This window comes from Streptomyces sp. NPDC058683 (genome assembly GCF_042716195.1).
Taxonomy (GTDB): Bacteria; Actinomycetota; Actinomycetes; order Streptomycetales; family Streptomycetaceae; genus Streptomyces.
On sequence record NZ_JBHXSK010000043.1, the window covers coordinates 92,107 to 107,033 of the forward strand.

Sequence of the window (14,927 nt, forward strand, 5' to 3'; positions counted from 1 at the left end):
CCCGCTCAGCCGCGGTGAAGCCAGGCCAGCAGGTCGGGAGGGGCCAGGGCGGCCGCACGGGCGTGGTACCTGGACAGTTCACCGTCGGACAGCAGAGCCGCGCCGGATCCTGACCCGCCCCGCCGGAAGAAGGCCGTGTTGTTCCTCGCCGGCCCCAGGGGCTGGATCCGGTTCGCGGCGGCCCGCATCTGCTCGAACGAGGCGGCCGCCACCAGATCCGCCCAGTCGCCGCCCGCCGTGCCGACACCGAGGTACCGCCCCAGGCGCGTCATCTCGCCCGGCAGGTCCGCCGAGAGGTCCGCGTAGTGGAAGAGGAGGACCTCGGCGTCCGCACGGCGGGACCAGGCGTCCGAGAAGTGCCACATCATGCCCTGCATCGAGGACGGCTGCCCCTCGCGCGGCGAGTCGTCCTCGATCCAGTGGGCCAGCCACTTCTGCGCCGACACCGGATCCGGCTCGGGCCGCGGCCCCGCGGGCGCCGTCGCACGGCCGGGCGAGTCGACATTGCGGCTCTGGTGGTACAGCGAGACCGCCGTGTCCAGCGGGTGCCTGCCGACGACGATGTGGGTGACCTGGGGCGCCATGACGATGTCGCTCAGCGGCGTGTGGGTCTTGATCAGTCTCCGGTGCGACTGACCGGCCAGAGCGGCGAACACCTCGTCGCGCGGGCACACCATGTCGTCCAGCCACGGGGACAGTTGAGGCATCGGCGCCGGGAGGTCCGTGGTCCGCAGGATCAGCAGTGCGCAGATCATCTGCATCCACGTGGTGCCGCTCTTGGCCGGTGTGCTGATGACGATGTCACCGGGTCTGAAAGGGAACAGACGCCACCGCGCGGTCCGGAGGAAGTCCCACAGCGAGAGGGCGACGGCACGGCCGCGATCGGTCAGCGTCACCTGTATCCGGCGGCGGTCCGCCGGATCGACCCGCAGGTCCAGGTAGCCATGTCTGACCAGGGCGTCGACGATCTCGCCGGCCTGCTGGCCGGTGATCCCCAGCACGCGTTTGAGATCACCGGTCGCCGCCCCGCCGCGAAACGCCATGGCGCCCAGGACGAACTGCCCCTGCGGTGGAAGGTCGTCGAACGCCGCCGCTGAGAGGTGGGCGTCGAGGTCGGCTTGCAGATCGCTCGCTTCCCGGAGCACGGAGAGGAGCTGCTCATCGCTCATGGCAACAGGAAACACAGCCGTAGGTTATTGACCGTCATCCATTGCCGTCAATGCCGGGACGTACCGAACGGCACGGTCGGATATCAACACCGGGAAAAGTCAGGCCGTTTCGTGCACGCCGGTCTTCGTTCCCCTTCGCCGCGATCGTGAGGTAGCGTGCGACACATCACTGCATCAAATGCAGCCATCGCGTGGATGCGATTTCTGATACCGGGGGAATCCCATGGACATTGGTGCGATCGATCATCTTGAGTGCTATGTGGCCGACGCGGAGAACGCGGCGGAATTCCTGTGCGATGCGTTCGGATTCCGGATATCGGGTCGCGGTGGACCGGACACCGGCCTGGCCGGGTGCCACTCGGTGCTGCTGCGCCAGCGTGGGATCAGCCTCCTGCTGACCTCGGCACTCGGCGAGGACCATCCGGTCGCGGAGTACGTCGGGCGGCACGGTGACGGCGTCGCCGTCATCGCCGTCGCGACCGGCGACGCCCACGCGGCGTTCACCGAGGCGGTGGCCCGCGGTGCCGTGGCCGTGGAACCCCCCGTCGAACTGGGTGAGGAGGGGGCGCGCGTCACGTTCGCCTCGGTGAGCGGGTTCGGTGACGTCGCGCAGCGTTTCGTGGCGCGTGACGACGCCGGCGGTCCGTTCGCGCCCGGCCTCATCGTCGAGGACCCCTCGCAGGACACCACGCCGGGGCTGCTGAGCCGTATCGACCACATCGCCGTCTGCGTCCCCTCCGGCGAACTCGACCGCACGGTGAGCGATTACCGGTCGATATTCGGCTTCACGCAGATATTCGAGGAGCGAATCATCGTCGGAGACCAGGCAATGGACTCCAAGGTCGTCCAGAACGAGTCCGGTGGACTGACTCTGACCATCCTTGAACCGGATATAACGAAGAAGCCGGGGCAGATCGACGAGTTCGTCCGGACCCACGGCGGTCCCGGTGTGCAGCACGTGGCGTTCCTGACCGAGGACATCACGGCCGCCGTGCGTGAACTCTCGGAACGCGGTGTCCAGTTCCTGTCGACTCCGTCCAGCTACTACGACGTACTGAGCGAGCGACTCGGCACGCTCGCGCTGCCGGTGGACGAACTGCGCGAGCTCAGCATCCTCGCCGACCGTGACCACTGGGGCCTGATGATGCAGATCTTCACCCAGTCACGGCACCCGCGGCAGACGCTCTTCTACGAGCTCATCGACCGGCGCGGCGGACGTACCTTCGGCAGCAACAACATCAAGGCCCTCTACGAGGCAGTCGACCGGCAGCACGCCGCCGGTCAGGAACTCGGCTACTGAGCTACTGAGCTACTGAGCTACCGGGCGGAGGACTGGCATGGAGCAGGCGCAGACCGAAGAAGCCGACGTCGTCGTGGTGGGAGGGGGCCCGGCCGGCTCCACCCTCGCCGCCTTGGTCGCCCTCCAGGGACACCGGGTGGTGCTCCTGGAGAAGGAGAGGTTCCCGCGGTACCAGATCGGCGAGTCACTGCTGCCGTCCACGGTGCACGGGGTCTGCCGCCTCACGGGCGTCGCCGATGAACTGGCCGCCGCGGGCTTCACGAAGAAGCGCGGCGGGACGTTCCGTTGGGGAACGAACCGCGACCCGTGGACCTTCTCCTTCTCGGTGTCGCCGAGGATGGCCGGGCCGTCCTCCTTCGCCTACCAGGTGGAGCGGTCGAAGTTCGACCAGATCCTGCTGGACCATGCCCGCCGCCTCGGCGTGGACGTCCGGGAGGGGACGGCGGTGGGCCGGGTACTGGAGGACGGCGACCGGGTCGGCGGAGTCGGCTACACGGGCGAGGACGGGACGCGGCACGAGATCCGGAGCAGGTACGTGGTCGACGCGTCCGGCAACAAGAGCCAGATCCACGGCAGCGCCGGAGGCGCCAGGAAGTACTCGGACTTCTTCAGGAACCTCGCCCTCTTCGGCTACTTCACCGGCGGCAAGCGGCTTCCGGAACCCAACTCCGGGAACATCCTCTCGGCAGCCTTCGACAGCGGCTGGTTCTGGTACATACCGCTCAGCCCCGAACTGACCAGTGTCGGAGCGGTGGTGCGGCACGACATGGCGCAGAAGGTCCAGGGCGATCCCGAGAAGGCACTCCTCGCGCTGATCGACGAATGCCCGCTGGTCAAGGAGTACCTGGCCGATGCGCAGCGCGTCACCACGGGCCAGTACGGGCAGTTGAGGGTGCGCAAGGACTACTCCTACCAGGCCACGGCGTACTGGCGCCCCGGCATGGTCCTCATCGGAGACGCCGCGTGTTTCGTGGACCCCGTGTTCTCGTCCGGTGTCCATCTCGCCACCTACAGCGCCCTGCTGGCCGCACGCTCCATCAACAGCGTCCTCGCGGGCACGGTCGACGAAGCGGCCGCCTTCCGGGAGTTCGAGGCCAGGTACCGCCGTGAGTACAGCGTCTTCTACGAGTTCCTCGTCGCCTTCTACGACATGAACGTCGCCGAGGGGTCGTACTTCTGGCAGGCCAAGAAGGTCACCGGCAGCTCGGGGGCGGAGTTCGAGTCGTTCATCGAACTCGTCGGCGGTGTCGCCTCCGGGGAGAGCGTGCTCACCGACAGCCGGACCACCGTGGCGGATCTGCGGTCGCGGTCGGCGGAGTTCTCGGACGCCGTGGACCGGATCGCCACGGGAGCCGACGAGACGATGGTCCCCCTCTTCCGCTCCGAGGTGGTCCGCAACGCCATGCGGGAGGGCGGGCAGGTCCAGAGCCAGGCGATGCTGGGCGAGGACTCCGAGGAGGAGACACCGCTCTTCCCCGGCGGACTGGTCAGTTCACCGGACGGGATGTTCTGGCGGACGCCGCAGGCCGGCCGGACGGTCCGCTAGCGGCAGTCGGCCGGTCCCCCTTCCACCGGGGCGGCCTTCTGCGGGGCGAACTGGGTGCGGTACACCTCCGCGTAGAGCCCGCCGGCCGCGAGGAGTTCCTCGTGCGTCCCGCGTTCGGCGATCCTGCCCTCGTCGATGACCAGGATCTGGCTGGCGTCACGGACGGTCGGCAGCCGGTGCGCGATCACCAGCGAGGTCCTGCCCTCCAGCGCGATCGTCAGAGCGCGCTGGAGGGCCGCCTCCGACTTCGAGTCCAGGTGCGCCGTCGCCTCGTCCAGCACCACGACCGACGGAGACTTCAGCAGCAGTCGTGCCATGGCTATCCGCTGCTTCTCGCCGCCCGAGAGACGGTAGCCGCGGTCACCCACCACGGTGTCGAGCCCGTCGGGCAGCGATGAGATCACGTCCCAGACCTGCGCGGCACGACATGCCTCGACGATCTCCCGCTCGGCCGCGTCGGGCCGGGCATAGGCCAGGTTGGCCCGGATCGTGTCGTGGAACAGGTGGGCCTCCTGGCTGACCACGCCGATCGTCTCGCGCAGTGACTCCAGGGTCACGTCCCGGATGTCCTGGCCGCCGATGCGTACGGTCCCCGAGTCGGGGTCGTACAGCCTGGGCACCAGCCGTGTGACGGTCGTCTTGCCCGACCCGGAACGGCCGACCAGCGCGGTCAGCCGGCCGGCGGGCGCGCGGAAGCTCACCCCGTCCAGGACCTTGGTGCGGTCCGTACGTTCGGGAACGGCCGTCGCGATCGACTCCAGGGACGCCAGGGACACCTCCCCGGGGGCCGGGTAGCTGAACGACACGTCGTCGAACTCGATCTCCGGCGCACCGTCGTCCGAGGCGGTCGTGACGGGGCGGGCGTCGGGACGTTCCGTGATGGGCGGCTTCAGGTCCAGCACCTCGAAGACCCGGTCGAAACTCACCAGCGCGGTCAGCACGTTCACCTGCATGTTCGACAGCTGGTTGATCGGACCGAACAGCCGGGTCAACAGGGTCACCAGCGCGACCAGGGTGCCGAGCTGGAACTTCCCGTCGATGACGAGACTGCCGCCGAGCCCGTACATGACGGCCGTGATCAGCGAGGTGAGCAGACCCATGAGGAGGAAGAAGGAACGTCCGTACACCGCGGTGACCGCGGCGATGTCGCGAACCCGGCCCGCCCGGTTCTCGAAGAGCCCGGACTCCTCCTCGGGCCGTCCGTAGAGCTTGACGAGCAGCGCGCCGGCGACGTTGAACCGCTCGTTCATCAGGGAGGCGATGTCGGCGTCCAGTTGCATCTGCTCCCGGGTGAGCCGCTGCAGTCTCCTCCCGATCATCCTGCCGGGAAGCAGGAACAGGGGGATCACCAGCAGGGTGGCAACCGTCATCTGCCAGGACAGATAGAGCATGGCGGCGAACACCAGAACGAGCGTGAGCCCGGTCGACACCGCCTGCGACAGCAGCGACGTCACCGCCAACTGGGCGCCGACGACATCGGTGTTCAGCCTGCTGACGAGCGACCCGGTCTGCGTCCGGGTGAAGAACGCCATCGGCTGGCGCTGCACATGCCGGAACACCTGGGTACGCAGGTCGTAGATGAGGTCCTGGCTGATCCGGGCCGAGCACCTGATCTGCACGTAGAGGACCAGCGCGTCGAGCACCGCCAGCGCAGCGATCGTCAGGGACAGCGCGATCACGACCGAGAGCCTGCCCGGCACGACACCGTCGTCGATGATCGATTTCAGGATCAGCGGATTCGTCACGGTGATGACCGCGTCGGACGCGGTCACGAGCATCAGCAGTCCCAGACGCCACCGGAACGGCTTCGCATAGGGGATGATCCGTTTGAATGTGCCGGGCTTGACTTGCTGGCGGGTGACCGGGCCACCGAGGCGTAGCCCAGCCGGCCCAGTGCCTCCAGTCATGGGGGCGCGGACCTCCTTCGTCATCATGCTCCGCGTCCTGTGGCAGCCCGGCCGCGGACAGACCGGAAGGCGAAACGCATCCGCCCCTTACATCGACAATTCGCCAGCCGAGTATCCCCGTTGCGGGTTCGAGTGACAACACGCGTCCCGTCACCGATTGCGAGGTCGCGGTCACTGGTGAGGCCCGGAGATGCGCTGTTAGCATCGCGGAAGCAGCACACACACCCCGAAATTGCCGGAATGGGTGTCTCAAGGCACAGTCCTGTGAGGCCGGCGGACCGAATCGGGCCGCCGGAGCGGCGTTCAACCGCCTCCAGGCCGCAGTTGAACGGATTCCGGCAGGTGAGCAGCGGTGCCGCCACGACATGTGCGGCCACCGCCCCCGGTGCAGGAGGGTGACGTTGACGACCGACAATTTCCCCGGGACGGCGGCCCCGCCGCTCTCCAAGGAAACAGCAACGGACGGAGCCGTACTCCACAGGGCCGAACTCCACGGTAGCGTCTCGGATCCGACACTGGACACGATGAATTTCCTCAACGAGATCACCTCGCGGTATCCGCAAGCCATCTCGTTTGCCCCGGGACGCCCCTACGACGGTTTCTTCGACACCAGTCAGATATTCCAGCACATTCAGCGATACCTCGATCACCTCGCGGACAACGGGAATTCCCCGGAGGAAATCCGCGACGCGATGTTCCAGTACGGGCCGACCGCCGGGCGGATCCGCGCACTGATCGCCGAGTCGCTGCGCCGCGACGAGGGTATCGACGTCGCGCCGGAATCCATTGTGGTGACCGTGGGCTGTCAGGAGGCGATGCTCCTGGCCGTACGGGCGCTCATCGCCGACCGCGACGACGTACTCCTGGTGGCCAGCCCCTGCTACGTCGGAATCACCGGAGTAGCCCGGCTGCTGGATGTCGAACTGGTGCCGGTCGAGGAACAGGAGGACGGCCTCCGCTGCGCCGATCTGGAACAGGCGATCCTGGCCCAGCACGCCCGCGGCCGCCGGCCGCGCGCGTTCTACGTGGTGCCCGACCACTCGAATCCGTCCGGCACCACGATGCCGTTGCGAACCCGGCACGAACTGCTCGAACTCGCCGACCGGCACGACATCCTCGTCCTGGAGGACAGCCCCTACCGGCTGGTCGGCGGCGGACAACGGCTGCCGACGCTGAAGGCCCTGGACCGGCGCCGCCGGGTGGTGCATCTCGGCTCCTTCTCGAAGTCGCTGTTCCCGGGCGCCCGCCTGGGGTTCGCCGTCGCGGACCAGCCCGTGACGGACACGGCGGACCGGATCGGCCTGCTGGCGGACGAACTGGCCAAGATCAAGAGCATGGTGACGGTGAACACCTCACCGCTGAGCCAGGCCGCGGTGGCCGGCATGTTGCTCGCCGGCGGTGGACAGGCCGCCGGACTCAACAACGAGACGTCGGCCTTCTACCAGGAGGCCATGCGGTCCACCCTCCGGCATCTCGAACGGCGTTTCCCGCCCGCCGTCCGCGAAGCCCTGCACGTGCGCTGGAACGAGCCGAGCGGCGGATTCTTCTTGACGGTCCGGGTTCCGTTCCGCGCGGACAACGAGGCGCTCGCCCGCTCCGCGCAGGACTTCGGCGTCATCTGGACCCCGATGTCCTACTTCTATCCGCAGGGCGGCGGCGACTTCAGCATCCGCCTGTCGACCAGCTACCTGACCCAGAAGGACATCGGCGAGGGCGTCGAGAGGCTGGGCGACTACATCGAGCATGAGGCGCGGAGCGTGCAAGGGAGCGACCGGACCGAGAACGGGTGACCCGGCCCCACGCGACGGCCGGACCCGGTGCTACGCCTGTTCGGCCTGAAGCCGCTGGAACCGCTGCTCCCAGGCCTGCTGGTTGCGCTGAGCGCTCTTGATGAAGGGCGACTGGGAGATCGTCCACAGGACGAGCCGATTCGCGATGTTGTACGGGAAACGAACCGGCCGGACGATGTCCAGGAACAGCACGACCCGGTCCTCCTCGGTCTCGTTCCAGGCCGCGTGCGGGTAGGTGTCGTCGAAGAACATGCCCCCGCCTTCCCGCCAGTGCCGCGTCTCGCCACCGACCTCGATGCCGCATGACTCAGCGGGCTCGGGAATCTTCAGCGCGAGGTGGTAACGCAGGACCCCGTTGTAGGGGCCGCGGTGCACGGGCACCCGCTTCCCCGGGCCGAACACCGAGAAGAAGGCAGTGGTCAGGCCCGGGATCCGGGCGAGTGCCTCGGCGGTCTTCGGGCACCTTCCGAGATTGTCGGCGGAGGAGAAACCGTACCCGTGGAAGATGAATGTCTTCCACTGGTCGTCCTGGGTCAACGCGCGCTGTACCTGCGAGATGTCCTGGAAGTTCGGCAGGTCGTCCCGATAGGCCAACACCGTGTCGAGTTCCGACCGTATCTCCTGCCAGCGAGCCTCGATGAGGGGTGCCCAGGGGAACTTCTCACCGGTGATGAAAGGGGTCGTGGGCACGAGGGAGTGCTGACGGTTCTTCTTCTCCGTCCAGTGGACGACCTTTCTGACGTACTTGCGGATCATCCGTGTCTCCTCCACCGGAATCGCCGTGCCGGCCTGGGGGATTCCCCCGCCGGTACCGCACGCACTCCCGAGACACCATAGGGACTCGGCACACCGAAGTCAGTGGTCGGCGTTCCGGGCCGCCCGGTTGCCCGTCCATCCGGAACGCCCGTGTCACGGCGTACGGTTGCGGACCCGGATGGCACCTGATAGGGGCCTCCGGCCTTGTTCAACTGAATCCATGCCGCACTTGAACACCCTCCGCACGGACCGGAGACCGAGGCCACGGTGCCGATGCCCTTGCCGGGCAGTCGAGACGACGGGTGAGCGACGACACCGTATTGCGCCAACCTGGCTGGCGGGACAGTATTCGTCGGGGCGGGCTCCTTGGTCATGTGTCCGTGCTGTAGCGCCATGTCCTCAGCCGTCACAGAAAGGCAGATATCGCGCCCATCGGAGTGCGAAAAGCGGGCGTGCTCACCTGGTTGCACCGGGTTCTGCCGAGAGATCCAATGACGATGAAGATCGGGCCCGAGGGCCGACGCGTCTTTTGCTCACCAAAGGGGAGGAAGTCCGGCTCGTGGGCCACGTCATGGCGATCAGTCACAACGACCATTGCCGCCGGCCGGAACAGTGGGCCGAGTTCACGGCAGGGCGCGTCCGGAACGGCATCACATCAGACCGCGGGCAGCGGAAATGGCGCTGAATGGTGAACGCGCGCAGCGGCTGCCGACCAACGGCATCCGGCTTTCCTACGAACGGCACGGATCAGGTCGGCCGGTTCTCTTCATCATGGGCACGGGTGCCGCCGGGCGGGTGTGGACCGTGCACCAGACTCCGGCGATCGTGCGCGCGGGCTATCAGGCCATCACGTTCGACAACCGTGGAATACCGCCGTCCGACTGCCCGCCGGGCAGATACGCGCTGGCGGACATGGTCAACGACACGAGAGGGCTGATCGAAAGCCTGCGACTGGGACCCTGCCGGGTCGTCGGGGTCTCCCTGGGCGCGCTCATCGCGCAGGAGCTGCTGATCAGCGCGCCCCACCTGGTCCGCTGTGCCGTGCTGATGTCGACCAAGGCACGTTCCGACAGGGCCCGGAGCGCGCACGAGGCGGCTCATCGCATACTCGCGGAATCCGGCGTCCAGCTGCCACCGGAGTACTCGGCGGCCATGTCGGTCTTCCAGATGCTCTCGCCCGCGACCCTCGACGACGAGGACGCGATCTCACTCTGGCTGGACGTCTTCCAGATCCCGGACAACGGCGGAGGCGTGGCCGCGGGGCAGAGCTGGGCCGGTCTCGCCGGCGCCGATCGACGCCCGGCACTGCGGAACGTCACGGCTCCCTGCCGGGTCGTCGCGTTCACCGACGATCTCATCACGCCACCCGTACTGGGCGCTGAAGTCGCCGATGCCATTCCGGACTGCGACTTCGTGGAGATCTCGGCCTGCGGCCATCTCGGCTACCTCGAACGCCCCGACGAGGTCAACGCGACCATCCTCGAATTTCTGCAGAAGCACGACGACTGACCCGGCGAAAGCCCGCCGCGTTCGCCCTTGCCACCCGAATCGGAAAGGAACCGAGATGACGAACCCCTTCGAGGACCCCGATGCCGACTACTTCGTGCTCGTGAACGACGAGGGCCAGCATTCCCTGTGGCCCACCTTTGTCGACGTGCCGGCCGGGTGGCAGGTCGTCTTCGGAGAGAAGGGCCGCCAGGAGTGCCTGGACTACATCGAGGCGAACTGGCGGGACCTCCGCCCCAAGAGCCTGATCGAAGCCATGGAGAAGAGCCAGTCCTGAGACGTTGAAGGCCGGATCACCGGCCGGACACGAAGGTGGCCACCGCGTCGCCAGAAGGCGCTCGACAGTCGAGGAGTCCAGGAATGTTCGATGCGGCGATTGACGGTCGGGAGCTGACGGCGGCACAACGTGCCATCTGGAACGCACAACAACTCGAGCCGGCCGACCCGATCTACACCATCGGCGAGTACCTGGATATCCAAGGAGATCTGGACGTAGATCTCTTCGTGGCCGCGATCCGCCGGATGCTGACCGAGGCCGACGCGTTCCAAGCCTGTTTCCGAGGCTCCGGAAACGAGGTGCGGCAGTATGCCGTGCCGCCGCATCTGCTTCCCGTCCATGTTCTGGACTTCAGCTCGTCGGACAGCCCCCGGGCGGCCGCGGTCGACTGGATGCGCACCGACATGAAACGGCCCTTCGACCTCGCGCGCGGACCTCTTGTCACCAACGCGGTCGTGCGTATTTCGGAGCGACGTCACTTCTGGTACCAGAGCTGCCATCACCTGGTGGGCGACGGCTTCAGCGGCTCCGTGCTCGCCGCCAGAGTGGCACAGATCTATGCCACGCTCCTCGCCGGAGACGATCCGTCGGGAGCCGCACTGCGATCGTCCGCCCTGCTGGCCGCGGCGGACCTCGAATACCGGCAGTCGGCGGAATTCCAGCAGGACCGGGAATTCTGGCGGGAATCACTCGCGGGATGCCCCGAGACGGTGACGGTGAGCGGCTCCCCCGTCCGCCGGGCCCGGTTCCTTCCGCACAGGCATCTGGTGGAGATCGACGCGGGCCGGGCGGCGCAGATCAGATCGGCCGCCCGAGGGTTCGGAACCAGCCTGGCCGGACTGGCGGTCGCGGCGGGAGCCACCTACCTCCACCGGTTCACCGGAGCCGACGACCTCATTCTCGGCATCCCCGTGCTCGGGCGAACCGGCCACCGGATGCGTGCGATCTCCGGGATGAGCAGCAATGTCGTCCCCGTACGCTCACGACTGGACCCCCGCACCCCCCTGGCCGACGTGGTACGGGCCACGTCGCGGAACATCCGCACCGCGCTCAGGCACCAGCGCTACCAGCAGACGGACATGCTCAGGGACCTCAACCGGGTTGGATCCGGGCCGCTCTTCGGCACCACGGTCAACGTCATGTCCTTCGACTACGGCGTGCGCTTCGGAGACTGCACGGCGACGGCCCACAACCTCTCGAACGGCCCCGTCGATGACGTGGACATCTCGCTTTACCACCGGTCGACCGATGCCCCACTCCAGATCGCCGTCGACGTGAACCCCGACACCTACAGTTCCGCAGACGCCGAAGACGTGGCCCGACGCTTCGTCAACATCCTGACCTGGATGTCCCACGCCACCCCCACCGAACGAACCGCACACGTACCCGTGCTCACGGACGCGGAACGGCAGCGGGTGGTGGTGGGCTGGAACGACACGGGTGTGGTGGTGGGGGATGTGTCGTGGCCGGTGTTGTTCGCGGAGCGGGTGGCTGCTGATCCCGCTGGGGTGGCGGTGGTGTGCGGGGATGAGGAGGTGACGTACGGGGAGTTGGATGATCGTGCGTCGCGGCTGGCCGGGGTGCTGGCGGGGCGTGGGGTGGGGTTGGAGTCGGTCGTCGCGGTGGTGCTGGAGCGGTCGGTTGATCTGGTGGTGGCGTTGCTGGCGGTGTGGAAGGCGGGGGCTGCCTACCTTCCGATCGATCCGTCGTATCCGGTGGACCGGGTCGGGTTCATGCTGGCGGATGCGGCTCCGGCGTGCGTGGTGACGGCTGGTGGGGTGGTGGACGTCCTGCCGTCGGAGGCTGCGGTTGCGGTGGTGTGTGTGGACGATCCGGCTGTGGTGGCGGAGATGGCGGCCGTGGATCCGGCCGTGACGCTCGGGTCGGTGTTGCCTGACTGTGCGGCGTACGTGATGTACACGTCGGGGTCGACGGGTACGCCGAAGGGTGTCGTCGTTACTCAGCGGGACCTGGTTGAGTTGGTGTCCGACCGGTGCTGGGGCGACGAACCCGGGCGGGTGCTGGGGTATGCGCCGTATGCGTTCGACGCGTCGGTGCTGGAGCTGTGGGTGACGCTGGGGCGTGGCGGGTCCGTGGTGCTGGCCCCTGCCGGTGAGCTGGACGGCGGGCTGATCCGGTCGCTGGTCGACACACAAGGGCTGAGCCATGTGTTCGTGACGGCGGGGTTGTTGCGGGTGCTGGCCGACGAGGACCCCGGATGCTTCGCCGGCCTGCGCGAGGTGCAGACGGGCGGAGATGTGGTGCCGGCGTCCGCGGTGGCGGCGGTGCTGGAGGCGTGCCCGGACATCCTGGTGCGGAACCTGTACGGGCCCACGGAGATCACCCTGTGCGCCACGCAGTACCCGGCCGCGGCCGCCGGGGCGCTGCCGACGGTGTTGCCGATCGGACGCCCGCTGGACAACACCCGTGTGTACGTCCTGGACGGGTATCTGCACCCGGTTCCGCCGGGGGTGGCGGGGGAGTTGTATGTGGCCGGTGCTGGGCTGGCCCGTGGCTATCACGGCCGCACGGGGCTGACGGCGGAGCGGTTCGTGGCGTGTCCGTTCGGAGCGCCGGGTGAGCGGATGTACCGGACCGGCGACCTCGCCCGTTGGACGGCCGACGGGCAGCTGGTGTTCGTGGGCCGGGCGGACGACCAGGTGAAGATCCGCGGTTTCCGCGTCGAGCCGGGTGAGGTGGAGGCCGTCCTGGCCGCCCATCCCGGTGTTGCCCAGGCGGTGGTGACCGTCCGTGAGGATCTGCCTGGTGACAAGCGGCTCGTCGCGTATGTCGTCCCGGACGGTGCCGACACCGCATCCCGACCGGACGAGGACCTCGCCGCGGACCTGCGCGGTTACACCGCCGGGCGACTGCCCGGGTACATGGTCCCCGAGCGGTTCGTGTCCTTGCCCGCACTGCCGCTGACCGCCAACGGCAAGCTCGACCGGGCCGCACTGCCGGTACCGGGGGTCGCGGTGACGAGCGGTGGGCGCGCGCCCGCCTCCCGTACGGAACGCCTGCTCTGCGAAGCGTTCGCCGACGTACTCGACCTGGACCGGGTCGGGCCCGACGACGACTTCTTCGGTCTGGGCGGACACTCTCTGCTGGCCACTCGTCTGGTGTCCCGGGTCCGGGCCCGCCTCGGCGTCGAAGTGGGCGTTCGGATGCTGTTCGAGGCACCGACTCCGGCGGCTCTGGCGGCATGCCTCGGCGACACCGGCCAGGTGCGAGCGGACCTGGTGCGGCGGGAGCGACCTGGCCGGGTGCCGTTGTCGTTCGCGCAGCGGCGGCTGTGGTTCCTGGCCCAGCTGGAGGGGCCGAGCCCGACGTACAACCTGCCGGCTGCGTTGCGTCTGACCGGACAGGTCGACATCGACGCGCTGGGGGCGGCGCTGTCGGACGTCGTCGCACGTCACGAGGTGCTGCGCACGGTGTTCCCGGTGGCGGACGGTGAGCCGCACCAGCACATCCTGTCGCCTGCCGAGGTGGGGGAGTTGCTGCGAGTCGCACGGGCCACCGAGGAGCAGGTGGCGGATCTGGTCGCGGCCGAGGCAGCGCACGGGTTCGATCTCTCGGCGCAGGCTCCGGTGCGGGCGCTGCTGATCGAGACCGCCGTGGATGTTCACGTGCTGGTGCTGGTCATCCACCATGTCGCGGGCGACGGATGGTCGCTGGGGCCGCTGGCCCGTGACATCTCCCGGGCATACACGGCGCGACGCGAGGGACGCGCGCCGGAATGGGAGCCGTTGCCGGTGCAGTACGCCGACTACGCCCTCTGGCAGCGCGAGTCGCTGGGTGAGGAGGGGGATCCCGGCAGCGTGCTGGCGGACCAAGTCCGCTACTGGCGCGAGGCGTTGGCGGGCGCTCCGGCGGAACTCGCGCTGCCGGTGGACCGGGTCAGACCGGCCGTCGCCTCGCATCAGGGGCACACCGAGGCGCTCGAAGTCCCCGACGATGTGTATGCCGGCCTTGTGGCGCTGGCGCGCGAGCAGGGTGTCACGGTGTTCATGGTGGTGAAGGCCGCGCTGGCCGTGCTCCTGTCGCGATCGGGGGCGGGGGAGGACATCCCCGTCGGAACGGCGGTCGCGGGGCGGACCGACCAGGCCCTGGACGAGCTGGTCGGGTTCTTCGTCAACACGTTGGTCCTGCGTACGGACCTGTCCGGCGATCCCTCGTTCACCGAGGTTCTCGGACGGGTGAGGGAGTCCAGCCTGGCCGCCCTGGAGCACCAGGACGTGCCGTTCGAGCGACTCGTGGAACTTCTCGCACCGGACCGGTCGCTGTCCCGGCATCCGCTGTTCCAGGTGATGCTCACCGGCCAGAACATGGATGAGGCGGCCCTGGAGCTGCCCGGGCTGCAGGTCACATGGATGCCGGTGGGATCGCTGCCGTCCCGGTTCGACCTCGACGTCGCGGTGGGCGAGGTAACCGGCCCTGACGGCCGGACCGTGACGTTGCGGGGATCGGTGACGGGCGCGACGGATCTCTTCGACCCGAAAACCGTCAGGTCGATCACTGACCGGTTGATACGCGTGTTTGAGGCGGTGGTCGCCGATCCACAGGCGAGGGTGAGCAGGATCCAGGTGCTGTCGGGGGTGGAGTGGCGGCGGGTGGTGGAGGTGTGGAACGACACGGGTGTGGTGGTGGCGGGGGTGACGTTGGCGGAGTTGTTCGAG

General features: G+C 68.2%; 9 protein-coding genes. 6 read left to right on the top strand and 3 right to left on the bottom strand.

What is annotated here, in order from left to right; translation table 11 throughout:
- Nucleotides 1-5: 5 nt before the first annotated feature.
- On the bottom strand, nt 6-1,169 hold the full coding sequence (locus tag ACFWXC_RS37945; protein WP_384486111.1) for a sulfotransferase domain-containing protein: 1,164 nt from the start codon (nt 1,167-1,169) through the stop codon (nt 6-8).
- A gap of 223 nt (nt 1,170-1,392) precedes the next feature.
- Between ACFWXC_RS37945 and hppD the strand changes: the two genes are divergently transcribed.
- Both hppD and ACFWXC_RS37955 read left to right on the top strand, forming a co-directional pair.
- Nucleotides 1,393-2,469: a 4-hydroxyphenylpyruvate dioxygenase gene (hppD, locus tag ACFWXC_RS37950; RefSeq protein ID WP_384486113.1), complete on the top strand. Its 1,077-nt coding sequence runs from the start codon at nt 1,393-1,395 to the stop codon at nt 2,467-2,469.
- A 37-nt stretch (nt 2,470-2,506) separates the two neighbouring features.
- Nucleotides 2,507-4,015 carry a tryptophan 7-halogenase gene (locus ACFWXC_RS37955; protein ID WP_384486115.1) on the top strand — a complete coding sequence of 503 codons (1,509 nt, stop codon included), beginning with the start codon at nt 2,507-2,509 and terminating at the stop codon, nt 4,013-4,015.
- Here ACFWXC_RS37955 and ACFWXC_RS37960 read toward each other — a convergent pair.
- A complete protein-coding gene (locus ACFWXC_RS37960; protein WP_384486117.1) occupies nt 4,012-5,922 on the bottom strand; it encodes an ABC transporter ATP-binding protein in 1,911 nt (636 codons plus the stop codon). The genes ACFWXC_RS37955 and ACFWXC_RS37960 overlap by 4 nt on opposite strands.
- A 524-nt stretch (nt 5,923-6,446) precedes the next feature.
- Here ACFWXC_RS37960 and ACFWXC_RS37965 point away from each other — a divergent pair.
- The gene (locus ACFWXC_RS37965) at nt 6,447-7,712 is read left to right on the top strand and encodes a PLP-dependent aminotransferase family protein (RefSeq protein ID WP_384486119.1); all 1,266 of its coding nucleotides are present in this window, start codon (nt 6,447-6,449) and stop codon (nt 7,710-7,712) included.
- A gap of 30 nt (nt 7,713-7,742) precedes the next feature.
- On the opposite strand, the gene ACFWXC_RS37970 is transcribed toward ACFWXC_RS37965, so the two are convergent.
- A complete protein-coding gene (locus tag ACFWXC_RS37970; protein ID WP_384486121.1) occupies nt 7,743-8,468 on the bottom strand; it encodes an aspartyl/asparaginyl beta-hydroxylase domain-containing protein in 726 nt (241 codons plus the stop codon).
- A gap of 675 nt (nt 8,469-9,143) precedes the next feature.
- Between ACFWXC_RS37970 and ACFWXC_RS37975 the strand changes: the two genes are divergently transcribed.
- From ACFWXC_RS37975 to ACFWXC_RS37985, 3 genes are all read left to right on the top strand, one after another.
- Entirely contained in the window at nt 9,144-9,977 is an 834-nt protein-coding gene (locus tag ACFWXC_RS37975) for an alpha/beta fold hydrolase (RefSeq protein ID WP_384486123.1), read from the top strand.
- A gap of 55 nt (nt 9,978-10,032) precedes the next feature.
- Nucleotides 10,033-10,251, top strand: a complete 219-nt coding sequence (locus ACFWXC_RS37980) for an MbtH family protein (protein ID WP_384486125.1) — start codon at nt 10,033-10,035, stop codon at nt 10,249-10,251.
- Between the two features lie 83 nt (nt 10,252-10,334).
- Nucleotides 10,335-14,927 (top strand): amino acid adenylation domain-containing protein (locus tag ACFWXC_RS37985; protein WP_384486127.1); only part of this gene is annotated, 4,593 nt, incomplete at its 3' end.